This window comes from Ancylobacter crimeensis (assembly GCF_023016805.1).
In the GTDB taxonomy this organism is placed as follows: Bacteria; Pseudomonadota; Alphaproteobacteria; order Rhizobiales; family Xanthobacteraceae; genus Ancylobacter; species Ancylobacter crimeensis.
Window position 1 is genome coordinate 206441 of record NZ_JALKCH010000002.1, and the last position, 20459, is coordinate 226899.

The following is a 20459-nucleotide window of genomic DNA, read 5'->3' on the forward strand; positions in this document are numbered from 1 at the left end:
CCGGTCGCGCGATGTCCTATTCCGCGGCGATGGCGAGGCGCGGGCAGGCGTCGCGGACTTCCTCGTCCACCGCCTCCTCGAAGCGCTCGAAATTCTCGACGAAACGCCCGGCGAGGCGGCGCGCGGCGGCCTCATAGGACTTGATGTCCGGCCAGTTGCGCGCGGGGTTGAGCATCTGCGGCTCGAAACCGGGGAAGGAGGTCGGCACGGAGAAGCCGAAATAGGGGTCGGTCCGGCTGTCGGCCTCGCCGAGAGCGCCGGAGATCGCTGCCTCCACCAAACGCCGCGTAAGGGCAAGCGGAACCCGTCGCCCGGTGCCGGCCGGGCCTCCGACGAAGCCGGTGTTTACCAGCCAGCACGTTACCTCGTTGCGCTCGATCAGCGCCCGGAGCTGGTTGGCGTAGACGGAGGGATGGCGGGTCAGGAATGGTGCGCCATAACAGGGGGAGAAGGTCGTCTCGGGCTGCGCGCCCTGCGGGCCGTCCTTCTCGGCTCCCGGCCAGCGAGCGCTGTAGCCCGAAAGGAAATGATACATCGCGATCACCGGATTCAGCCGGGCGATCGGCGGCAGCACGCCCTCGGTGTCGCAGGCAAGCATCAGGAGCGTGCGCGGGGCGGCGGCGCGCCCGCTCAGGCTCGCATGCGGCATGGCCTCCAGCGGGAAGGTGGCACGGGCGTTCGACATGTGTGCGCCGGCATAGTTCGGCTCGCGGGTTTCGCCGTTCAGCGCGACATTCTCCAGCACGGTGCCGAAGCGGTTCGCTGCCGTGAAGAGTTCCGGCGTTGCCGCTGCGCTCAGCCGGGCTGCGCTGACATGGCAACCGCCCTCGATGTTGAACAGGCCGGAAGGTCCCCAGCCATGCTCGTCGTCACCGATAAGCGTGCGGGCGTCGTCGACGGCGAGCGTGGTCTTGCCGGTGCCGGCCAAGCCCAGATACAGCGCCGCGTCGCCATTCTCGCCGACCGTGACAGCGCCATGGAGCGGCAGCACGCCGCGAGCGGGCAGGACATGCGTGAGATAGCCGAACACCGCTTTCTTCAGCTCGGCGGCATTGAGAGTACCGCACGCCAGAACCTCGCCACGGGCTAGGTCGAGCGCGATCACCGCCTGTGAGCGCACGCCGTGTCGTTCCGGGTCAGCCTTGAATCCGGGTATGCTCAGGACGGTCAGCGCAGGGATGAAGTCGGCCAGCTCCTCGCGCTCCGGGCGGCGCAGCATGGTGCGCAGGAACAGGCCTTGCCATGCACATTCGCAATAGGCCCGGACATTGACCCGATAGGCTGGCTCGGCACCGGCGAACAGATCCTGCGCGAAGAGCGAGCGGCCGGCGGCATAAACAAGGAGATCGGCGCGCAGTGTGTCATAGGCCTCGCGACCGATGGGCTGGTTCGCGCCCCACCACACCTCAGCCTCGCTGACGTCCTCGCGCACGATATAGCGGTCTTGCAGGGAGGTGGCGGTTGGTCCGGTCTCGACCGTAAGAGTGCCGGCAGCCGAGAGCCGGGTTTCACCACGGGCAATGGAACGCTCGTAGAGCGCAGCCTCGGTGAGGTTCCAGAACACGATTCCCGAACCGTCGAGGCCAAAAGCGGCGGCGCCCGATTCGGCATTGCGTGTGCCGGTTTCCTGCATGGCTCTTCTCCTTGGCGACCGGTCGGCCGCAGCGGGCCGCCGTTTCCTTCCATGAGTTCCCGCCAGGCGGGCACGTGATGGGTCTAGCGGATGTCTTCCTCATCACTTGTGCTGATAATGTGGCGAGACCCGCGGCCGCAGGACGCTGCCGCGCAGGTCCAACCCCATGACCTTACGCAGCGAGGCCCTTTGCCGGTGGCTCCGGGCTTCCCTTGCGCTGTTTCAGCCCCCGCAACGTTTTGCGAAGCACGATCCGTCCATTGTAGGTGGCGTTTCGGAGGTGGCGGTCAATTTTTGTGAACCATGTCCCGCAAATCGTCCTGCAATTCGGCGTGTGCGGGCCCCGTGCGTGATGGCGGGTGGCGTGCTACGCAGGGAGCGGATGCATCAGGGCGGAGCGAGATGCGGGTTCGCTGTTTCGAATGTCCGCTGAGGCGGCGGCGGGCCTTCAAGCCGAAAACCGAGACAGAAGTCGGCTTTCTCGACGCCTTGAAGCGCGACCATCTTTCCGTGCCGCCGGGCACCGAGCTCATCCAGCAGGGGCAGGAGGACGCCGACCTCTACACCCTGTTCTCCGGCTGGGCCTTCCGCTTCAAGACATTGCCGGACGGACGCCGCCAGATCCTCCACTTCCTCCTGCCCGGCGACTTCATCGGCCTGCAGGGCGCGATGTTCGATGCCTCGCTGCACGGGGTCGAGACGCTGACCGATGCTGAGTTCTGTGTCTTCCCGCGCCGCCGGGTGTGGTCGCTTTTCGAACAGGTGCCGCAGCTCGCCTTCGAGGTGTCCTGGCTCGGCGCCCATGAGGAAAGCATGGTCGACGAGAACCTGGTCTCGGTCGGCTTGCGCAATGCCGGGGAGCGGGTCGCGGCCCTTATCCTGATGCTGCACAGGCGCTGCCGGACGCTGGACCTCGTGGCGCCCGACAATTCGATCCCCTTTCCGTTGAATCAGGGCCACATCGCCGACGCGCTGGGCCTGTCGCTGGTTCACACGAACAAGACCATCGCACGGCTGAGGCGTCTGGGCCTGTTTGCGCAGAGCAATGGCCGCCTCACTCTGCTGAACCCGAAGGTGATGGAACGGCTCGCCCAGTACTATGAGGACGAGCCGGCCCCGCGGCCTATCATCTGACCGGTGCCTTCAGCCCACCGCCGGGCCGGAGCGGGTCTGCCGGGCGAGTTCGACCATGATCTTGTGCAGGTCTTCGCGGCTCTCGATGCGGCGTGGGAAATCGAGCCGGCGTACCTTGCCGTCTGCCATCAGGCAACATCCCTCCGGGTCGACGTCGATCAGCCGCCAGTCGCCTGCGGGGGCGCCGAGCAACACGGTCGCGTAGCGTATCACGGCATCGCCATGGTCCTCGTTCATGTGCTCCACCGCGCTGCTCTCCGCTGCCAGTGCGCCCTCCGCACCGGGAAGCCGGGTCAGCAGCTCGTCCGCCGCCAGATCGACGATGCGCCCGAAGCCGGCAACCAGATGTGCGCCCGACGGCTCGATCCGCCAAAAGCCGAAATCGCTGAAGCCGGCGAACATCGCCGCGTCCGGATGGCGGCGCAGGAAACGGGCATGGGCCGCCTCGTCGGTGGAAGGCGAGGCCTGGCCGGTGAGTGAGAGCCTCGCCTGCGTGAGCGCTTCGCCCGGCAGGTCACCCGAGACACCACGTTCGTCCAGCAGCAGGGAAACGCGCGAATCAGCAAGGAGATTGCGCGTGTGGCGGGCAAGGCCGGAAATCAGCAGCATCGGCGCACCATCGGCAAAGCCCGCGACCTGCACCAGCGAGACATATGGCGCGCCATCGGGGTCGAGCGTGCCGAGCGCGCCGGTGGTGGCCTCTCTCATCAGGCGGCGGGCGGTGCGCGCAGGTTCGAAGGCCTCCGCGGAGGCGACGGCGGGGCTGGTCTGCGTGCTCATGAATGTCCTCGTGCGGTCGATACAAGCCTTTGGCTGCAAGCAGCCGCTGCGTCATGTGCGCCAGCGTGCGTCGTTCGTCCAGTGCAGGCGCGCAGCGGCCGGACGATCGGCTCCATATGCCGCGCGCGCAACGGTGCGGTCGTCGAAAGACGCCGTCCGGAAACCGGATCGGGAGCGGACTGAGCCCGTCTGTGCTTCATCCGTCAACATCCTCTTGTCCGGCCAGCATGGCCACGGCTTGGCCACGTGTTGGAAAACGCGCTATTTTCCGTGCGTCGTCTGTTGCCTGTCACATTCTGGCCACGCCGGCACGGTTCACCGCGAGCCATGAATTTCGCGGCCGAACAGGAAAGCTCGCTCCATGCCGACCATCGCCCTCGTCGATGACGACCGCAACATTCTCACTTCCGTTTCGATTGCTCTCGAATCGGAGGGGTACCGGATCCAGACCTATACCGACGGCGCCACGGCGCTGGACGGCTTCCGGACCAATCCGCCAGACCTCGCCATCTTCGACATCAAGATGCCGCGCATGGACGGCATGGAACTGCTGCGCCGCCTTCGCCAGAAGAGCGATATGCCGGTGATCTTCCTCACATCCAAAGACGACGAGATCGACGAGCTGTTCGGCCTCAAGATGGGTGCCGACGACTTCATCAAGAAGCCGTTCTCCCAGCGCCTGCTGGTGGAGCGGGTCAAGGCCGTGCTGCGCCGCTTCGCTCCGAAGGACGGCACCGCCCCGCGCGAGGTCGACAGCGCCAAGGTGCTGGAACGCGGCCTGCTGCGCATGGACCCGGAGCGCCACACCTGCACCTGGAAGGGCGAGAACGTCACCCTTACCGTCACCGAGTTCCTGATCCTGCAGGCGCTCGCCACCCGCCCCGGCGTGGTGAAGAGCCGCAACGCGCTGATGGATGCGGCCTATGATGACCAGGTTTATGTCGACGACCGCACCATCGACAGCCACATCAAGCGGTTGCGAAAGAAGTTCAAGGTGGTGGACGACAATTTCGAAATGATCGAGACGCTTTACGGCGTCGGCTACCGCTTCAAGGAGTAGCGGCTTCTTGCTCGATCCGGCTTCCACGCGCACGCCCGGAGACGGGGATTCCGCGCCGGACGACCGCCCCGCGACGGTGCGCGACCCGTCGGCCCGGCGCGCCCGGCGCCGGCGCGCGGTGCGCCTCGGCCCGCTTGCCGACCTGCTCGCCTTCGTGCGGCGGGTGCGGCGCTTCGTGGTGTTCAAGAGCTTCTCCAGCCTCACCCGGCGCATCGTCTTCCTGAACCTCACCGGCATGCTGCTGTTAGTGTCGGGCATTCTCTATCTGTCCGAATTCCGTGCCGGCCTCATCGATGCCCGGGTCCAGAGCCTGCTGGTGCAGGGCGAGATCATCGCCGGTGCCATCGCCGCCTCGGCGCAGGTCGAGACCAATGCCATCACCATCGACCCTGAGCGGCTGCTGGAGCTGAAGGCCGGCGAGAGCTACGGCCCCGGCGAAGAAGGCTTCGCCCCGCTCGAATTTCCCATCAATCCCGAGCGCGTCGCCCCGGTGCTCAAGCGCCTCGTCGAGCCGACAGGCACCCGTGCCCGCATCTATGATCGCGACGGCGCGCTGCTTCTGGATTCGCGCTCGCTCTACTCACGGGGCGAGATCCTGCGCTTCGAATTGCCGGCACCCACCATCCGCAAGCCGAACTGGATGGAGCGCGGCTGGAATCATATGCAGATGTGGTTCCAGCGCGGCGACCTGCCTCTTTATCAGGAACTCGGCCCCAACAACGGCAAGGGCTACCCCGCGGTTGTGTCTGCGCTGCTCGGACAAAAGGCGAGCGCAGTGCAGGTGAACGACCGTGGGCAGGTCATCGTCTCGGTGGCGGTGCCGGTGCAGCGCTTCCGTGCCATTCTCGGAGCCTTGCTGCTCTCCACGCAGGGCGGCGAGATCGACGAGGCGGTGGCGGCGGAGCGCTTCGTGATCGTCCGCGTGTTCCTGGTCGCCATGGCGGTGATGGTGCTGCTGTCCTTCCTGCTGGCGGGCACGATCGCCGGGCCCGTGCGCAAGCTCGCCGACGCTGCCGAGCGGGTGCGCCGCCGCACCCGGCAGCGCGTCGAAATCCCGGATTTCACCCAGCGTTCCGATGAGATCGGCCATCTCTCCGGCGCGCTGCGCGACATGACGGATGCCCTCTATTCGCGCATCGAGGCGATCGAGAGCTTTGCCGCCGACGTTTCGCACGAACTCAAGAACCCGCTTACGTCGCTGCGCTCTGCGGTGGAAACCCTGCCGCTGGCGAAGTCGGATGCCTCGCGGGGCCGACTGCTGGAGGTCATCCAGCACGATGTTAAGCGCCTCGACCGCCTCATCACCGACATTTCCGACGCCAGCCGGCTCGATGCCGAATTGCAGCGGCAGGAGGCCGAGCCGGTCGATCTCAAGCGTCTGCTCGGCACCGTCATCGGCGTGCACAATGACGTGGTCCGCAATGATGGGGTGACGGTCACGCTCGCCTATGAGAACGCGCCCGGCGTGAACGTACCCTTCGTCGTGCCGGGCCATGATTCGCGGCTCGGCCAGGTCATCAACAACCTCATCGACAATGCACGCTCGTTCTCGCCCCATGGCGGCACGGTGCGGGTGACCTGCCGGCGGCTGCGCGATCACGTGGACATCATTGTCGACGATGACGGCCCGGGCATCCCGCCGCATGCACTCGGACGCATCTTCGAGCGCTTTTATACCGACCGCCCCGAGGAGCAGGGCTTCGGCCAGAATTCCGGGCTGGGGCTCTCCATCTCCCGGCAGATTGTGGAGGCCCATGGCGGACGCATCTGGGCGGAGAACAGGATCATCGAGCCGTCTTCGTCGAAGGAAACGCCAGCCGGCCGGGGCCGCCCCGCCGATGACGACAGCGAGATCGTCCATGTCGCGGAGGACATTGCCGGCGCCCGCTTCATCGTCCGCCTGCCGGCGGTGTGAACGCCATGGCGGAAGTTCCGAGCATCCATGCGAGTTGCGTCGCGGTGGGCGAGGCCGGTGTCCTGATTCGCGGACCGTCCGGCGCGGGCAAGTCGCACCTCGCTTTCGCGCTCATTCTCGCCGGGCGGAGTGGCGTGCTGTTGCCGACCCTGCTGGTCGCCGACGATCGGGTGCTGCTTGACGTCGCGGGGGCGAGGGTCATGGCTCGCCCTGTTCCCTCCCTCGCGGGGCTGATCGAGGTGCGCGGTGCCGGGGTGCGGCGCATTGACCATCGCGATGCGGTGCGGCTGGAACTCGTGGTCGATCTGGCGGCCGAGGACGCCGAGCGGATGCCGCGTGCGGATCTCGCCGCGGACCTGTGTGGTCTTCGGCTGCCGCGCCTTGCGCTCGGGCCGGGGATGGACGCGTTTCCCGCGGTGGTTGCGCACCTCACGACCATGCCGGGCCCGGTCTGAGACCGTCTTGCCCGACCGAAAGATGGGGCGAGATGAAAGATGCAGCAGGCCTTGCCAATCTGGTGCAGTGCAACGATGATATCGGCCCCTCGACCGAGGGATACGGCCAGACCGGACCCGACCCGCAGCGCGGTCGGCGGAGCAGAATGATCGGACTTGTACTCGTAACCCATGGACATCTGGCCAGCGAGTTCCGCTCGGCGCTAGAGCACGTCATGGGCCCCCAGTCTCAGATCGAGACCATCACCATCGGCCCCGATGACGACATCGAGCAGCGTCGGCGCGACATCGTGGCGTCGGTCGAAGCGGTGAACACCGGGGCCGGCGTGGTCATCCTCACCGACATGTTCGGCGGTACGCCGTCGAACCTCGCCATCTCCGTGATGAACGCCCCGGACATCGAGGTGGTCGCCGGCATCAACCTGCCGATGCTGGTGAAGCTCGCGACCGTCCGCGGGGAAATCCCGCTGGACGAGGCGGTGGCCCAGGCGCAGGACGCCGGCCGCAAATACATCAACATCGCCAGCCGCGTGCTCGCCGGAAAGTGACGGATCGCCGATGACCGACGCCTCCGAAGCCCTCACGCGCGACCTGCCGATCGTCAACAAACGCGGCCTGCATGCCCGCGCCTCGGCGAAGTTCGTGCAGACGGTGGAGCGCTTCGACGCCGATGTCCGGGTCACGCGCTGCGGCGAGACGGTGGGCGGAACCTCCATTATGGGGCTGATGATGCTGGCTGCGGCGCCGGGCACTACCATCCATGTCGCGGCGAGCGGGCGTGAGGCGGAAAGTGTGCTCGACGCTCTGGAAAGCCTTGTCTCCACCCGCTTCGGCGAAGACGAATAGTCGATCTTCTCGCAACCAACGGACATTTTTGCGCGGCGACCGGTCACTGGGGCGCGGGCGTCGCTTTCGTTCGCGGGTTTGGTTTTCGTCTTTTTCCTATTTGATATAAAGACATCTTTATATCGTTATTGCCTTGAGCATGGAGGGCTGTTAAACCCGCAGCCAACCCGTGGACAGCCTGGAAGGACGATCATGACCCTCGCTGGCGACTATATCGTGAAGGACATCTCTCTCGCTGCCTTTGGCCGCAAGGAGATCGACCTCGCCGAAACCGAGATGCCGGGCCTGATGGCGATCCGCGCCGAATATGGCCCCTCCCAGCCGCTGAAGGGGGCGCGCATCGCCGGCTCCCTGCACATGACCATCCAGACTGCGGTGCTGATCGAGACGCTGAAGGCACTCGGTGCGGATGTGCGCTGGGTGTCGTGCAACATCTTCTCGACCCAGGATCACGCCGCCGCCGCCATCGCCGCCGCAGGCATCCCGGTCTTCGCCTATAAGGGTGAGAGCCTGAGCGAATACTGGGACTACACCGCCCGCCTGTTCGACTGGCACGGGGCGAAGGACGGCGAGGTCCTGGTGCCGAACATGATCCTCGACGATGGCGGTGACGCCACCATGCTGGTGCACCATGGCCTGCGCGCCGAGCAGGGCGACACCACCTTCCTCGACAAGCCGGAATCCGAGGAAGAGACCATCTTCTTCGCGCTGATCAAGCGCCTGCTGGCCGAGAAGCCGAAGGGCTGGTTCGCCAACGTCTCCGCCGCGATCCGCGGTGTTTCGGAAGAAACAACCACGGGCGTGCACCGGCTCTACAAGCTGGCGGAGCAGGGCAAGCTGCTGTTCCCGGCGATCAACGTCAACGATTCGGTGACCAAGTCCAAGTTCGACAACCTCTATGGCTGCCGCGAATCGCTGGTGGACGCCATCCGTCGAGGCACTGACGTGATGCTGGCCGGTAAGGTCGCCTTCGTGGCGGGCTTCGGCGATGTCGGCAAGGGTTCGGCCGCCTCGCTGCGGCAGGCCGGCGCCCGCGTCATCGTTTCCGAGGTGGATCCGATCTGCGCGCTGCAGGCCTCGATGGAAGGCTACGAGGTCACCACCATCGACAACGCCTATGACCGCGCCGACATCTATGTGACCTGCACCGGCAACCGCGACATCATCACGGTCGAGGACATGCGGCGCATGAAGGACCGGGCGATCGTCTGCAACATCGGCCACTTCGACAACGAGATCCAGGTCGCGGGTCTCAAGAACTTCAAGTGGACCAACATCAAGCCGCAGGTCGACGAGATCGAGTTCCCGGGCGGGAACCGCATCATCCTGTTGTCGGAAGGCCGGCTGGTGAATCTCGGCAACGCCATGGGTCATCCGTCCTTCGTGATGTCGTCCTCCTTCTCCAACCAGACGCTCGCCCAGATCGAACTGTGGGCGAACCCCGGCAAGTACGAGAAGAAAGTCTACACCTTGCCGAAGGTCCTCGACGAGAAGGTAGCGGCGCTGCATCTGGAAAAGCTGGGCGTGAAGCTCACCAAGCTGAGCCCGGAACAGGCGGACTATATCGGCGTCACGGTCGAGGGGCCTTACAAGCCGGATCACTACCGCTACTGAGACGGTACCGGAAACGATGGATCAAGGGGCGCTTTAGCGCCCCTTTTTTCTTGCCTCACAGTTCTTTCTGCATCAGCACGAGATCGAGGCGCTGCCCGAATTTGATGCCGATGCCTTTCATGTAGCCCGTCTCCACGAAGCCGAGGCGCTCATGCAGCGCGATGGAGGCGGCGTTGCCGGCGGTGATGCCGCCGATCATCACCTTCTTGTCGAGCGCCCGCGCCGGCTCGAACAGCGCCTCGACCAAGGCCCGTCCGATCCCGCGCCCCCGCGCCGCCGCGGCGACATAGACCGAGTGCTCGACGCTGACGCGATAGCCTTCGAAGGGCCGGAAATCACCGAAGCTCGCATAGCCCAACACCGCCCCGTTCGCCTCCGCCACCAGCACAGGGAACGAACGGGCCCGCCGGTCGGCCAGCCAGTGCGCGCGATTGGCGATGTCCACTGGCGTGTCGTTCCAGATCGCGGTCGAATGCAGGACCGCATCATTATAGATGGAGAGAATTTCGGGAAGATCATCTTCCCCGGCAGCTCTCAGTTTCATGCCATTACCTCAGGACTAGGCGAAACAGGCGGAGTGACAGGAAATAGTCGGGGCGGTGATTTCTGGCGCCCAGGGTGGTTGCCGCGCGGCTAGCATAGATTCGACATGATTTAGCCACGATTCAGCACTCTTTCTGCCGGCGGACGTGACGGCGACGCTTCGGTACCAACCGGGTGGGGGGCCCATGGAAACCTGGTCGTCTCAGATCGAAGGATTGCGCGGGCAGGATTTTGGGCGCGCGGGTGCCAAAATTCCTTCACCGGAAGATCCTTCGCTGGCGGTCGCCATGCCGGTGTTGCGGGTAGGGCTCGAACTCCAGCTTGTCCGGCAGGCAAGTGATATTGGACGCCCGTTTTCGGTCGCCGTCCATCGGCGCGGGGTCTGTGTCGGCCATCTTCCACGGGCGGATGCGCGGCTGGTGACGCGACTGCTCGACGAGGGGGGACGGGCAAGGGCCTTTGTCCTAGGCCTCACGTATCGTCGCGCGCTCTTCGGGCCTCCGGTGCTGACGACCATCGCCATCGAGATCGAAACCAGCAATGCCGGCGAGCTGTGGAGCCGGGCCGAACGGGCAGAGATGGCGGGGCGCGGAACGGTGGTCGCCGCCCGCACGTTGCGCCGTCCGCGCCTGCCGCTCGGCGGGGTCTTGGCCGGTGTCGCCTGCGCCGGCCTTGTCGCGGCTGCGGCGATGGCGGCCATGCCGGCTGTCGGCCAGAAGTCGTTTGGCCTCACGCTGGCGGGCCCGCGCGACATGGTGGCGATGATTGGCCCGGCCGACCCCTCCGCCGGGTTCGAGGGAGAGGGACCTGTCGTTCCGCTCGGCAGCCGGGTTTCGACCGTGGAACTGGCCGGGGACGGCGAGGCTGTGTCCGTGGAGGCACGCCTTGCCGATCTGATGATCGCGCCAGCAGCCGAGACTGTGGTGCTTGCTATCGCGGACGAGGCAGCGGCGGTGGAGATCGTGGCTGCGAATCGTCTGGACACCGTGGCTCCGCTGCCTCCGCGCCGGCCGGTCTACGGATCCGGCTCGGACGCTGAAAGAACGCCGATCGCACCGTTCCTGTCCCCATCGGGGTTCTCTTTCGCGGGAGAGCTACGCGGTGATCGCTCGCGCGGATGTGTAGCCCCAGGCTGGAATGCCGCCTCACTCTTCCCATATGGAACGTCGAAGCGAATGATCGCGACAGGAGGAACACGACCTAGATGGACCCGTCCCACCCTTATCAGAGTGCCCGCTTTACCGTTCGGCGAATCAGCGGATGGCAGATCGCACTCGGCGTTGCCGTCATGTGCGCAATCGGCATCGCACTGGCCGCGGTGGCCGCGGGCGTTTTTCTGGTGGTTTTCCCCATCGTGTTCCTGACGGGACTGGCCTATCGGTTTTTCGGGCCGCGTCGCCCGGTCGCCCGCACGCGCAGCGACCTCACGGTGATCGATGCAGAATACCGGGAGCTGAGCCCTGAAGAAGTCGCCCGCGATGCCGCGCGCGCGGACGCCACGGGCACCCGTCCCACTGAGTCCGGCCGCTTCCGCCCGTCGCCCTTTCCGGAACGACCCTACGGTCCGTGAACAGGTTCTGAAAACGACAATGGCCGGGTTCGCCCCGGCCTTTTTATGTCAGCCGTATTCCGGGCTCACTTTTCGACGAAGGCCTTCTCGATCACGAAGTCGCCCGGCTCGGTGGTGGAGCCTTCCTCGTAATTGCGGTCCTTCAGGATGACGCGCATGTCGTCCAGCAGCTGCGGGCTGCCGCAGAGCATCACGCGGTCGTCTTCCTTGTCGAGCGGGGGCAGTCCGAGATCTTCGAACAGCTTGCCCGAGGTGATGAGGTCTGTGATGCGGCCCTGGTTCCGGAACGGCTCGCGTGTGACGGTCGGATAGTAGACCAGCTTCTCGCGCACATACTCACCCAGGAATTCGTCCTCGGGCAGGTCGTTCAGGATCATGTCCTGATAGGCGAGTTCCGCTACCGTGCGGGTGCCGTGGACCAGGATGACCTTCTCATAGGCTTCATAGGTCTCCGGATCCTTGATCAGGCTGAGGAACGGTGCGAGCCCGGTGCCGGTCGCGAGCAGATAGAGCCGGCGGCCGGGCACGAGATAGTCGATCAGCAGCGTGCCGGTCGGCTTGCGGCCGACCAGAACCTCGTCGCCCACCTTCAGGTGCTGCAGCCGCGAGGTCAGGGGGCCGTCCTGAACCTTGATCGAGAAGAATTCGAGCGTCTCCTCGTAATGCGCGCTGGCGATAGAATAGGCGCGCAGGAGCGGGCGGCCGTTCACCTCGAGCCCGATCATCACGAACTGTCCGCTCTTGAAGCGCAGCGAGCTGTCGCGCGTGGTCGTAAAGGTGAAGAGGTTGTCGGTCCAGTGGTGAACGCTCAGGACGCGCTCGTGGTTGAGATTGCTCATTTACAATCCGTCTAAGTGAAAATCGACCGATAAACCGGAGGTCGATGTAATTCTCGTCGCCGCGTGTCTAGCGCCGAAAGCCGGCGCTGTCGACCCTTTGCAGCACCGCCATTCCGTCGGGACGGATCGTTTTCGGTTGTGGCGCTCAGAAGTCTTCCTGAGAGGCGTGGAGCGGAGGATGGCCCGGACGCCGCAGCCGCCCGAGCACCGCCCCGGCAAGCCCGGTGAGAGCGACAAGGGCGGGGAAGGCGTGAACCTCCGCGCTGTCGGATCCGGCGAGCAGTGGCAGGTTGACGATGACCAGCAGCAGGCAGGCCAAAAGCCCGGCGCCGGCGATGGCGGGTGCGACCAGCCGCCGGAACAGACCGATGCCGCGTGCATCGCGTCGGAAAAAGGCAACGATCGCGGCCGTGCACAGGATCTGTACCGCTAGGATGGCGAGGCTCCCAAGCGCACTCATCCACGAGAAAACCACGGCGAAGGGATCCTGCCCGGTGAGGGCGAACAGGATGATCATGCCCGCGGCGGCAAGCGCCTGGGCAAGGCCGGCCCGGTGCGGTCCGCCGTGGAGCGGGTGGGTGACGGCAAGCCAGGGCGTGCCGACTCCGTTTCGCGCCAGCGCATACACATAGCGCGCGATCGCTCCGTGGAGCGACAGGGCGCAGGCGAACAGACTGAGGATGAGCAGCAGGTTCACGGCATCGGCGAAGGGGGCGCCGATCAGGGCCCGTGCCGGATCCGTGTAGAGCGCGGTGGGGTTGGCCCGTGCCGCCTCGCCAACCCCGACGGCGCCATGAAACACGAGAGCGGCATAGGCGGAGACCGCATAGAGTACGGTGATCAGGAGCACCGCCCCATAGGTCGCGCGGGGAATGTCGCGGCTCGGCGCGCGTGCCTCCTCGCCGAAGATGGCCGTGGCCTCGAAACCCACGAAGCAGGCAATGACGAAGACCATGGTAGCGCCGAGCCCCGGTGCCACGATCTCGGAAGGCGTGAAGGCCGCCAACGCCATTCCGTCCGGACCGGGATGGCTGAGCAGGGCCGCATCGAGCACCAGCAGCACGACGAGTTCCAGCGTCAGGCAGATGGCAAGCACACGGCTGGAAAACAGCACGTTGCGTCGCCCGCAAGCGAAGACCACGGCGAGCACGATGAGCGAGAAGGCCCACCAGGGCGGTGTCGGCACGATGGTGGGCAGCACGTCCGCCATGGCCTCCGCCAGAACCAGGCCGATCAGGCCGATCACGGCGATCTGGATCGCCTGGTAGGCGAGCAGGGCCAGAAACGCCCCGGCAAGTCCGGCGGCGGGTCCCAGTCCGGCGCCGATATAGGCATAGAATGCTCCGGCATTGGCGATGAAGCGGCCCATGGCGGTGAGTCCGGCGGCGAAGGCGAGATAGAGCGCGCCCGCCACCACATAGGCCCCCGGGACGCCGGCAGCGTGGCCGAAGGCGAAGGCACCAGGCGCGCCGCCGAGCACCGCGGTCAATGGCGCGGCGGCCGCCACCACGAAAAACAGGATATGCCCCGCTCCCAGCATTCCGGGCCGGAGCGAGGCGGCGGGCAGGGCGCTTCGAGAGATGCTCGGCTCGTCGTCGAGCAGGGCGTCCCGGTATGTGGTCTCTGCAGAACGGTTGCCGGACCGGCCAGCACCGGATGGTGTGGCGAGCGCGTCGGCGTGGGTCCGTTCCTGCTGCATGAGATGATCTCCTGCGCGGCGTCTAGCGCCGTTCTCCGGGCACGTCGTCCGCAGGCATCCGGTGGCGGACGCGGGGTCGACCTTGCCAACCTCCTACCGACTTTTCCGGGGCCTACGCCACGGGCGCCTCGCCGCAGGAGGGCCAGTGCGCGACCATGCCGCGCCTGCATTGTCGTTTTTGTGGTTTTTTGATACCGCTCCAATGCAGCGGCAGCCATTCCGACCCGGTTTCGGAAGAGAGGGGACGATCATGTTCAGCCACATCATTCTCGGTGCCCGCGACCTCGGCAGGCTGGGGACGTTCTATGATGCGCTGCTCGCCCCACTCGGCCTTGTCCGGGGGGCCGTAGAGGAGGGCGGCGATGGCGGGCCGCCCGGCGTGCTGTGGCAGGTGCCCGGCCGTCGCTGGCCGCAATTCTTCATCCAGCTACCCTTCAACGGGTTGCCCGCAACTTGGGGCAATGGCACCCAGGTGAGCTTCGCGGCTCCTTCGCCGGAAGCGGTGGACGCAGCCCATGCCGCCGGTCTCGCGGCGGGCGGGCTCGACGAGGGCGCCCCGGGACCGCGCCCGCATTATGGCGAGCATTATTACGGCGCCTATCTACGCGACCCGGAGGGTAACAAGCTTTGCCTCGTGCACGACCCGGACGTGGTGAGCGACGTATTGGCCGCGCTGGCGCCGCGTGTCGGCATCATCTGACGGCATCGTCCGGGACTGAGGGCTGCCCGGCGGGGGCCGCCGGCCAGATCGGGAAACCTCAGGCGGGTTGGTCTCCGTGCGGCGGGAAGACCTCGCGGGCCGGTCCCCCTGCCTGCCGGCGTTTCGCCGCATACATGTCGAGATCGGCGCGCTTGACCACCATTTCCAACCTTTCGCCGGGCTCGCTGGTCGCGAGCCCCATGGCGAAGCTCAGCCGGGTGGAGGAGTAGAACTGGTTGTTGATCGTGACCAGCTTCTCGATGTTCTCCAGCATAGCGAGACCCTGCTCGCGCCCGGTGGCGGGCAGCAGCAGGGCGAATTCGTCGCCGCCAATCCGTGCCGCGCAGTTCGGTGCCTCCACCGCCTCGGCCAGCACCTCGCCGGCCCGGCGCAGCAGCGCGTCACCGGCGGCATGGCCGAGCTGGTCGTTGACCGGCTTGAGGTTGTTGAGGTCGATGATGATGACGGTCACCGGGAAGGGGCCCTTGCGCTCCAGCCGGTTCAGTTCGTCGGCATAGAAGGAGCGGTTGTAGAGCCGGGTCAGCACGTCGTGCTTGCCCAGATATTCGAGATAGGCCTCGGCCTTCTTGCGCGCGGTGATGTCGGTGAGCGCGACCTGCACCAGCGACCAGTCCCGCTCATGACCGGGCAACACGGAGAACTGCAGATGCAGGTGCATCGCATCCCCGTTGAGGGCGTAGTTCACGACTTCCCGCTGCTGGAAAAGCTTGCCGTCCCACAGGTCGATGAGCTGCTCGCGAAAGGGGCGCACCATCTCGTCGCGGAAGATGGCGTCGAGATTGCTGAACAGCTCCGCTTTGCCGGCGGCGCCGAACAGTTCGATCGTGTGGCGATTCACGTCGAGCACCCGGATCTCGCTCATGCAGCGCTCGATGAACTCGGGATGCACGTCGGTGAAGGTACGGAAATCGCTGATGCCGCGCGCCCGCACATCGTCGAGCAGTGCCTTCACGCTCGAGAAGTCCTCCACCCAGAGCGAGACCGGGGAGTTCTCGAACAGGCCGCGGGCATATTGCTCGGCCTGTTCGGCCTGCCGGCGGGCGGTCTCGCGGGCCGTGACATCTTCGGTCGAGACCAGCACGCGATCCCAGATGCCCTCATGGCCGGGCAGCATTGCCCCCTTGAGCTGCACGTCGATCCGTTTACCGCCGAGGCTGTAGTTCACGGTCGTGCTGAAGAAGCCGTGATGGCCGTCCCAGAGCTGCACCAGCTCGTTAATGTGGGTGTGCAGCATGTCGTCACGGAACACACGATGCAGATTGGCGACGAGATGGTCGACGTCGTTGGCCTCGAAAAGCTCGAGCGTGCGGGTATTGACCTTCAGCACCCGGATGCAGGATGCGCAGGCGGCCACCCGGGCGGGGTCGGCCAGCAGGAATGGGCGCAGTGCCACGACACCTTCGTCGCGCCAACGGGAGAACAACACCTTGAGAGCGCTGTAATCCTCAAGCCAGAGCGCCATCGGCGCGAGTTCGAAGGTAGCGTCGGCATCCACCGCGTCGGCGGGCGCAGAATAGGATGCCTTCAGGGGCTGGGAATTCGGCATAGAACTGCGGTTTCGGCGGGCGTCGCGGGGCAGAGCAGTGGCCATGCGCGCCCGCATGGTCAAGCGGCGGCGGGGGGATCCGGCGCGGAGCCGCCATCATAACGCGCCCGAGTGCCGGATCGTTGGTGCCGTATTACCAATAATATGGCTGGAATTATGGCCGTGACCTCGATCTCGGCGGGAGAGCTGCTCTCTGTCAGGCGTTGTGAATCCCAACGCATCCCGGAGACGGTCTGGCTGGCGACACAATCAACACCTATCTGATGACGCTGGGTGAGATCCTTCGCCGGATACGTCACCTGGAATCGCCGAGGTGTTTGCAGGATGGAAGGCCGATGCCCGTGACTGCCCGTCGTCTCGACCCGGAGCCGGCTGCCGAACCCGAGCAGACGTCGGGGGAGGCCAAGGATGAACGCGTCGTGCGTGGTGCGGCGATGGCCGAAATGTGTGAAGCGACGGATCCGTGCGGGCAGGCCAGCCGCCTTTCCGCCATTCTCACCGGAATCGCCAATGACGACCGGCGCGAGCGGATCGCGATCGGCGATCTGGTCAACGAGATGCGGGAGCGCGCCTTCGGACCCCTGATCTTCCTCTTTGCCTTGCCGAACGTGCTGCCCACGCCGCCCGGAACCTCCACCGTGCTCGGAGCGCCGCTGATCTTCCTCACCGCGCAGCTCGCGCTGGGCCGCGATCCCTGGCTGCCACGCATGATCGCAGACCGTTCGATCGGGCGCAGCGAGTTCGCTCGCTTCATCAATCGCGCTGCGCCCTGGCTTGCCAAAGCGGAGCGGCTGCTGCGGCCGCGCTTCGGGATGCTGGCCCGGCCGCCGGGCGAAAACATCGTGGGGCTGATGTGTCTCGTTCTCGCCATCGTGCTGGTGCTACCGATCCCGCTCGGCAACATGCTGCCGGCGCTTGCAGTCTGTATGCTGGCGCTCGGAATCGTGGCGATGGACGGCGTGTGGATCCTCGCCGGCATGACGGTCGCCGTCGTGTCGCTCGGCGTCGTTTCCGGTGTGGTGTGGGGAATGGCCGAGGCCGGTCTTTACGTGCTGAAGAACCTGCTGGCCTGAACGGACGCCTTCAGCCGTGCTGCCGTGCGCCTTCGAGTGCGCGGCTCAGCATGTCGAGGCAGTCATGGGCCTGGCGACGGCCAGTATCGTCACCCTGCAGGCGCAACATCAGGTCGCGCAGGTCGCGAATGGCCACGTCCACGGCGGTAACGAGGTCGAGGGACAGATCTTCGTCCAGCTCCTCGATGACAGGCTCGGGGCTGCGGACCGGAAAAAGGATGACGTTACTCATGGACCCAACTCATGACGGCGAATCGCCTCGCGGCGCCTGCTCACCATGTCGGTAAATGGTTAACGCAAAGATAGACCGCCCCCACCCCTTACGCCCTCCGTGCCGCTGCCGGGCGCGACGACATGACAGCCATGCAACAGGCTTCTGCCCTATCATTGTCTGCCATCAATGATATATATTGATTGCAGTCAATATTGTCTCATTATTGGGAAGCGGGAGGGCGGAATGGGCGAGGCACACGCAGAGCGGTATGGTCATGGCCATGACTGGCCGCTGCGCTCTCCGTTCGAAACCGGCATACGCGGCCGCTGTCCGCGCTGCGGCGAGGGACACCTGTTCGACGGTTTCCTGAAGCTCGCGCCGCGCTGCGAAGTCTGCGGCCTCGACTTCAGCTTCGCCGACCCGGCCGACGGACCGGCCTTCTTCGTTATCTGCTTCGGCTGCGTGCCCGCAGTGGTGTTCGGCCTCTGGATCGAGGTCGCGTTCCAGGCGCCTTACTGGGTGCATCTGGTCACGACGCTTCCCGCTTTGCTGCTGACCTGCATACCCCCTCTGCGGCCGCTCAAGGGCTGGCTGGTGGCCAGCCAGTATGTTTACAAGGCGGAGGAGGGGAAGCTGGTGAGGCCCGATGACGCCGCGCCGCCGCCCCTCCCTGCACGGGCCGCCTGACGCGGCGCCCGATTCACGAAAAGGCCCGGCACGGTGATGCCGGGCCTTTTCGTTTTGGCGTGTCAGCGCACCGTTCCGGTCTCGCGGAACCGCGCGGGGATGACGCCCGCCGCTTCCAGATCCTCTCCGCACTGGCCGGAGGCGAGATAGGCGAGCTCCCGCTCGCGCGGATCGAGCAGGGGGTCGAGGCTGCGCAATTCGTCATCCACGATGCCGGGATGGCAATGCACGAGGATGCGCGCGCCCGGTCCCGCAAGGCTGGCGCGGAACACCTCGCGATAGGGTACGCGTTCGGAGAAGTCGTAGAGCCCGCGAAAACTGTCATTGGTCGCGATGCCGGCGCGCGCGGCGGTGCGCGCGGTGCCGGCACCGAGCGTGCCGATGATCATGGCTTTGCCGAGTCCCAGCCTGCGGCGGCGGGCCTGGGCAGGCGGCTCGGTGCAGTTGCGCAGCCACAGCGCATGGCCGGGATAGCGTGCGGAGAGTTCATTCACCACCACATCGCGGATGCCGGGCAAAGCGTGGGCATGCTGGTGGCCATCGAGGAAATCGGGCGGCGCTCCCCACGCATCCTCGAAGGCGTCGAGCTGGGCGCGCAATTCGTCGCGAATCGCATCGAGGGGAAGAGCACGGCCGAGGGCGCGCAGGATGAGCGTGCCGATCTCCGGCAGTTGGCCGTCTTTGGCGAGGCCGCGTGCCTGGGTGAGCGCCTTCTGCCCGGTGAGGGTGAAGTGCAGGCCGATATCGGCGGGTGTCTGGCGCACGATCTCGCGAAGCCCCGCGGCACGGCGGCGCCAGGCAGGCAGGGCGCTCATCGCACCTGTGGCGGAAAGGCGACCTTGCCCGATCAAAGCCTCGATCGCATCACAGACACCCTCGCTTAAACCGTAGTCATCTGCGCAGACTACTATTGGTTTAAGAACTTCACGCATGGGTATTTAAGCCTAACAAATATCGCAATTGGCCTATACATTCTCACATGCTTGAAGAAAGCGCAAATTTACGCAGCATCCTGTAACGGCCAGCCGTCATGCTTCACGTATCCAATAAAGACATCGAAGATCAGGTGGCGCCGCGCGCCCTAAGGTCAGCCCGGCTCATCTCGGTGGTGGTGCCGGTGTATAACGAGGCGAAATGTCTCGAAGCCTTGCACGAGCGTCTGTGCCGGGTGCTGGATGCCTATCCCGATCTGGAACGGGAATTCATTTTCGTCGATGACGGCAGCCGCGACCACAGCTATGCGACGCTGGCGGTTCTCGGTGCCCGCGATCCCGCGGTGAAGGCGCTGCGATTCGCGCGCAATTTCGGCAAGGAGGCCGCCATGGCCGCCGGGCTGCGCGCAACCTCCGGCGACATCGTGGTGCTGATGGATTCCGATCTGCAGCATCCCCCGGAGGTGATCCCGGAGCTCATCGAGCGCTGGCGCGCCGGGGTGCAGATGGTGATCGCGGTGCGTCGTTCCCGCGAGACCGACCCGTTGCCGCGCAGGCTGATGAGCCGCGGCTTCTATCATTTCTTCCGCGCTATGTGCGAAGTGCACATTCCCGAGGGTGCCGGCGACTTCCGCCTGTTCGACCGCCGGGTGGTGGACGCCATCAACGCGCTGGGCGAGCGCAACCGCTTCATGAAGGGCATCACCAGCTGGGTCGGCTTCCGTACCGAGGAAGTTGATTTCGAGGTGGCGGAGCGCGCGGCGGGCGTCAGCTCCTTCTCGTTCATCCGGTTGCTGCGCTACGCGATTGACGGGCTGTCGTCCTTCTCCATGGTTCCGCTGCGCGTCTGGTCGCTGGTCGGCGTCGGCCTCGCCTTCGCCTCCGCGCTCTATGGCGCCTATCTCATCCTCGAGACGCTGGTTCTCGGCGTGCGCACCCCGGGCTTCGCCTCCATCATGGTCGGCATGCTGTTCCTCTCGGGGGTCCAGCTCATCAGCCTCGGCGTGATCGGCGAATATATCGGGCGCATCTTCACGGAAGTGAAACAGCGTCCGTTGTATCTGGTCGCCGAGGAGATCGGCTTTTCCCGGTCCGGTTCCGTTCTCGCGAGCGCGAACCCGGCAGAACCCGTCGCCTTCCCGGCCCAGCCGGTCCCTGCCCCCTTTGCCCCCTCGCTCGTGCCCTGATGGGATCGCAC

General features: G+C 65.7%; 21 protein-coding genes. 13 read left to right on the top strand and 8 right to left on the bottom strand.

Annotated elements, in window-relative coordinates:
• Positions 1-16: 16 nt before the first annotated feature.
• Complete coding sequence (locus MWN34_RS03095; RefSeq protein ID WP_247026330.1) at positions 17-1633, bottom strand: phosphoenolpyruvate carboxykinase (ATP); 1617 nt, start codon at positions 1631-1633, stop codon at positions 17-19.
• Positions 1634-2035: 402 nt separating this feature from the next.
• Between MWN34_RS03095 and MWN34_RS03100 the strand changes: the two genes are divergently transcribed.
• Positions 2036-2767, top strand: coding sequence for a Crp/Fnr family transcriptional regulator (locus tag MWN34_RS03100; RefSeq protein ID WP_247026331.1), 732 nt, complete (start codon positions 2036-2038; stop codon positions 2765-2767).
• Between the two features lie 9 nt (positions 2768-2776).
• On the opposite strand, the gene MWN34_RS03105 is transcribed toward MWN34_RS03100, so the two are convergent.
• Positions 2777-3547 (bottom strand): HugZ family pyridoxamine 5'-phosphate oxidase, encoded by a 771-nt coding sequence (locus MWN34_RS03105; protein ID WP_247026332.1) that lies wholly within the window; start codon positions 3545-3547, stop codon positions 2777-2779.
• Positions 3548-3908: 361 nt separating this feature from the next.
• Here MWN34_RS03105 and MWN34_RS03110 point away from each other — a divergent pair, with 361 nt between their 5' ends.
• From MWN34_RS03110 to ahcY, 6 genes are all read left to right on the top strand, one after another.
• On the top strand, positions 3909-4607 hold the full coding sequence (locus MWN34_RS03110; protein ID WP_247026333.1) for a response regulator transcription factor: 699 nt from the start codon (positions 3909-3911) through the stop codon (positions 4605-4607).
• Between the two features lie 7 nt (positions 4608-4614).
• On the top strand, positions 4615-6522 hold the full coding sequence (locus tag MWN34_RS03115) for a stimulus-sensing domain-containing protein (RefSeq protein ID WP_425532044.1): 1908 nt from the start codon (positions 4615-4617) through the stop codon (positions 6520-6522).
• A 5-nt stretch (positions 6523-6527) separates the two neighbouring features.
• Positions 6528-6977, top strand: a complete 450-nt coding sequence (locus MWN34_RS03120) for an HPr kinase/phosphorylase (RefSeq protein ID WP_247026334.1) — start codon at positions 6528-6530, stop codon at positions 6975-6977.
• A 146-nt stretch (positions 6978-7123) separates the two neighbouring features.
• Entirely contained in the window at positions 7124-7525 is a 402-nt protein-coding gene (locus tag MWN34_RS03125) for a PTS sugar transporter subunit IIA (RefSeq protein WP_247026896.1), read from the top strand.
• A gap of 10 nt (positions 7526-7535) precedes the next feature.
• Positions 7536-7823, top strand: coding sequence for an HPr family phosphocarrier protein (locus MWN34_RS03130; protein WP_247026335.1), 288 nt, complete (start codon positions 7536-7538; stop codon positions 7821-7823).
• A gap of 192 nt (positions 7824-8015) precedes the next feature.
• Positions 8016-9437, top strand: a complete 1422-nt coding sequence (ahcY, locus tag MWN34_RS03135) for an adenosylhomocysteinase (RefSeq protein WP_247026336.1) — start codon at positions 8016-8018, stop codon at positions 9435-9437.
• A gap of 55 nt (positions 9438-9492) precedes the next feature.
• Here the strand turns inward: ahcY and MWN34_RS03140 are convergent, their stop codons facing one another.
• Positions 9493-9981, bottom strand: coding sequence for a GNAT family N-acetyltransferase (locus MWN34_RS03140; RefSeq protein WP_247026337.1), 489 nt, complete (start codon positions 9979-9981; stop codon positions 9493-9495).
• Positions 9982-10165: 184 nt separating this feature from the next.
• Between MWN34_RS03140 and MWN34_RS03145 the strand changes: the two genes are divergently transcribed.
• Positions 10166-11344 (top strand): hypothetical protein, encoded by a 1179-nt coding sequence (locus tag MWN34_RS03145; RefSeq protein ID WP_247026338.1) that lies wholly within the window; start codon positions 10166-10168, stop codon positions 11342-11344.
• The gene (locus MWN34_RS03150) at positions 11320-11550 is read left to right on the top strand and encodes a hypothetical protein (protein ID WP_247026339.1); all 231 of its coding nucleotides are present in this window, start codon (positions 11320-11322) and stop codon (positions 11548-11550) included. Before MWN34_RS03145 ends, MWN34_RS03150 begins: the two co-directional genes overlap by 25 nt.
• A gap of 65 nt (positions 11551-11615) precedes the next feature.
• Here the strand turns inward: MWN34_RS03150 and MWN34_RS03155 are convergent, their stop codons facing one another.
• The gene (locus MWN34_RS03155) at positions 11616-12389 is read right to left on the bottom strand and encodes a ferredoxin--NADP reductase (RefSeq protein ID WP_247026340.1); all 774 of its coding nucleotides are present in this window, start codon (positions 12387-12389) and stop codon (positions 11616-11618) included.
• A gap of 145 nt (positions 12390-12534) precedes the next feature.
• A complete protein-coding gene (locus MWN34_RS03160) occupies positions 12535-14088 on the bottom strand; it encodes an APC family permease (protein ID WP_247026341.1) in 1554 nt (517 codons plus the stop codon).
• Between the two features lie 250 nt (positions 14089-14338).
• Here MWN34_RS03160 and MWN34_RS03165 point away from each other — a divergent pair, with 250 nt between their 5' ends.
• The gene (locus MWN34_RS03165; protein WP_247026342.1) at positions 14339-14788 is read left to right on the top strand and encodes a VOC family protein; all 450 of its coding nucleotides are present in this window, start codon (positions 14339-14341) and stop codon (positions 14786-14788) included.
• A gap of 58 nt (positions 14789-14846) precedes the next feature.
• Here MWN34_RS03165 and MWN34_RS03170 read toward each other — a convergent pair whose 3' ends face one another.
• Positions 14847-16355 carry a sensor domain-containing diguanylate cyclase gene (locus tag MWN34_RS03170; protein WP_425532045.1) on the bottom strand — a complete coding sequence of 503 codons (1509 nt, stop codon included), beginning with the start codon at positions 16353-16355 and terminating at the stop codon, positions 14847-14849.
• Positions 16356-16618: 263 nt separating this feature from the next.
• Here MWN34_RS03170 and MWN34_RS03175 point away from each other — a divergent pair, with 263 nt between their 5' ends.
• Entirely contained in the window at positions 16619-17428 is an 810-nt protein-coding gene (locus tag MWN34_RS03175) for an exopolysaccharide biosynthesis protein (protein WP_247026343.1), read from the top strand.
• A gap of 10 nt (positions 17429-17438) precedes the next feature.
• On the opposite strand, the gene MWN34_RS03180 is transcribed toward MWN34_RS03175, so the two are convergent.
• Positions 17439-17660 (bottom strand): hypothetical protein, encoded by a 222-nt coding sequence (locus MWN34_RS03180; protein ID WP_247026344.1) that lies wholly within the window; start codon positions 17658-17660, stop codon positions 17439-17441.
• A 225-nt stretch (positions 17661-17885) separates the two neighbouring features.
• On the opposite strand from MWN34_RS03180, the gene MWN34_RS03185 reads away from it, so the two are divergent.
• Positions 17886-18329 (top strand): DUF983 domain-containing protein, encoded by a 444-nt coding sequence (locus MWN34_RS03185; protein WP_247026345.1) that lies wholly within the window; start codon positions 17886-17888, stop codon positions 18327-18329.
• A 62-nt stretch (positions 18330-18391) separates the two neighbouring features.
• On the opposite strand, the gene MWN34_RS03190 is transcribed toward MWN34_RS03185, so the two are convergent.
• Positions 18392-19261, bottom strand: coding sequence for a ChbG/HpnK family deacetylase (locus MWN34_RS03190; protein WP_247026350.1), 870 nt, complete (start codon positions 19259-19261; stop codon positions 18392-18394).
• Between the two features lie 98 nt (positions 19262-19359).
• Between MWN34_RS03190 and MWN34_RS03195 the strand changes: the two genes are divergently transcribed.
• Positions 19360-20448, top strand: a complete 1089-nt coding sequence (locus MWN34_RS03195; RefSeq protein ID WP_247026352.1) for a glycosyltransferase family 2 protein — start codon at positions 19360-19362, stop codon at positions 20446-20448.
• The last annotated feature ends 11 nt before the right edge of the window (positions 20449-20459 follow it).

Bases quoted from the DNA above. Each gene is read 5' to 3' on its own strand.
- MWN34_RS03155 (WP_247026340.1), bottom strand. From the start codon at position 12,389: ATGAGCAATCTCAACCACGAGCGCGTCCTGAGCGTTCACCACTGGACC.
- MWN34_RS03125 (WP_247026896.1), top strand. From the start codon at position 7,124: ATGATCGGACTTGTACTCGTAACCCATGGACATCTGGCCAGCGAGTTC.
- MWN34_RS03145 (WP_247026338.1), top strand. From the start codon at position 10,166: ATGGAAACCTGGTCGTCTCAGATCGAAGGATTGCGCGGGCAGGATTTT.
- MWN34_RS03175 (WP_247026343.1), top strand. From the start codon at position 16,619: ATGACGCTGGGTGAGATCCTTCGCCGGATACGTCACCTGGAATCGCCG.
- MWN34_RS03190 (WP_247026350.1), bottom strand. From the start codon at position 19,261: ATGCGTGAAGTTCTTAAACCAATAGTAGTCTGCGCAGATGACTACGGT.
- MWN34_RS03160 (WP_247026341.1), bottom strand. From the start codon at position 14,088: ATGCAGCAGGAACGGACCCACGCCGACGCGCTCGCCACACCATCCGGT.
- ahcY (WP_247026336.1), top strand. From the start codon at position 8,016: ATGACCCTCGCTGGCGACTATATCGTGAAGGACATCTCTCTCGCTGCC.
- MWN34_RS03095 (WP_247026330.1), bottom strand. From the start codon at position 1,633: ATGCAGGAAACCGGCACACGCAATGCCGAATCGGGCGCCGCCGCTTTT.
- MWN34_RS03105 (WP_247026332.1), bottom strand. From the start codon at position 3,547: ATGAGCACGCAGACCAGCCCCGCCGTCGCCTCCGCGGAGGCCTTCGAA.
- MWN34_RS03140 (WP_247026337.1), bottom strand. From the start codon at position 9,981: ATGAAACTGAGAGCTGCCGGGGAAGATGATCTTCCCGAAATTCTCTCC.
- MWN34_RS03130 (WP_247026335.1), top strand. From the start codon at position 7,536: ATGACCGACGCCTCCGAAGCCCTCACGCGCGACCTGCCGATCGTCAAC.
- MWN34_RS03165 (WP_247026342.1), top strand. From the start codon at position 14,339: ATGTTCAGCCACATCATTCTCGGTGCCCGCGACCTCGGCAGGCTGGGG.
- MWN34_RS03180 (WP_247026344.1), bottom strand. From the start codon at position 17,660: ATGAGTAACGTCATCCTTTTTCCGGTCCGCAGCCCCGAGCCTGTCATC.
- MWN34_RS03185 (WP_247026345.1), top strand. From the start codon at position 17,886: ATGGGCGAGGCACACGCAGAGCGGTATGGTCATGGCCATGACTGGCCG.
- MWN34_RS03120 (WP_247026334.1), top strand. From the start codon at position 6,528: ATGGCGGAAGTTCCGAGCATCCATGCGAGTTGCGTCGCGGTGGGCGAG.
- MWN34_RS03100 (WP_247026331.1), top strand. From the start codon at position 2,036: ATGCGGGTTCGCTGTTTCGAATGTCCGCTGAGGCGGCGGCGGGCCTTC.
- MWN34_RS03195 (WP_247026352.1), top strand. From the start codon at position 19,360: ATGCTTCACGTATCCAATAAAGACATCGAAGATCAGGTGGCGCCGCGC.
- MWN34_RS03170 (WP_425532045.1), bottom strand. From the start codon at position 16,355: ATGCCGAATTCCCAGCCCCTGAAGGCATCCTATTCTGCGCCCGCCGAC.
- MWN34_RS03110 (WP_247026333.1), top strand. From the start codon at position 3,909: ATGCCGACCATCGCCCTCGTCGATGACGACCGCAACATTCTCACTTCC.